1 protein-coding gene is annotated in these 545 nt (G+C 56.7%); it reads right to left on the reverse strand.

Going from position 1 to position 545, the window contains the following annotated elements:
• Positions 1–170: 170 nt before the first annotated feature.
• Positions 171–545, reverse strand: a 375-nt coding sequence (locus LUCIF_RS24385) for a F0F1 ATP synthase subunit gamma (protein ID WP_133306317.1), incomplete at its 5' end; no start/stop codon positions are given.

Below are 545 nucleotides of genomic sequence, written 5' to 3' on the forward strand. Positions count from 1 at the left end.
ATTATAGGCTCTTGGCTCAGGGCACAGGGCTCTTGGGGGATGGGTTTGGTTTCTAGCCCAGGCTCTGCGTCTCATACCCATACCTTGCAGCATGTTAGTCGCAGGGCTCTTGGCTGGCGGAGCTTATACTCCGCCTCTCGCGCCCTGGGCCCTGCGCTTGGAGCCCTCTCTTATTTCAGTGCTTCGGCACCGCCCACGATTTCCGAAATTTCCCGGGTAATGGTCGCCTGCCGCACTTTGTTGTAGTTCAATACCAATTTGGAAATGAGCTCCTGGGCATTGTCCGTTGCCGACCCCATGGCCGTCATCCGCGCTCCCAGTTCACTGGCCGACGCTTGCAGCAGCGCACCGTAGATTACCGTCTCCAGGTATTTGGGCAATAACAGACCCAGCACTTCTCCTGCGGACGGTTCGAAAATATATTCCTGCCGCCCTTTCCCGGCTTCCCCGCCCTGCTGTCCGCTTTCTTCCACCGGCAGCAGTTTCACCGTAACCGGCTGTTGACTGATGGCCGAGCGAAATTCCGTATATACGAGATAGATTTC

This window comes from Allolucifera butyrica (assembly GCF_900476375.1).
GTDB classification, from domain to species: domain Bacteria; phylum Bacillota; class Negativicutes; order Sporomusales; family UPPP01; genus Lucifera; species Lucifera butyrica.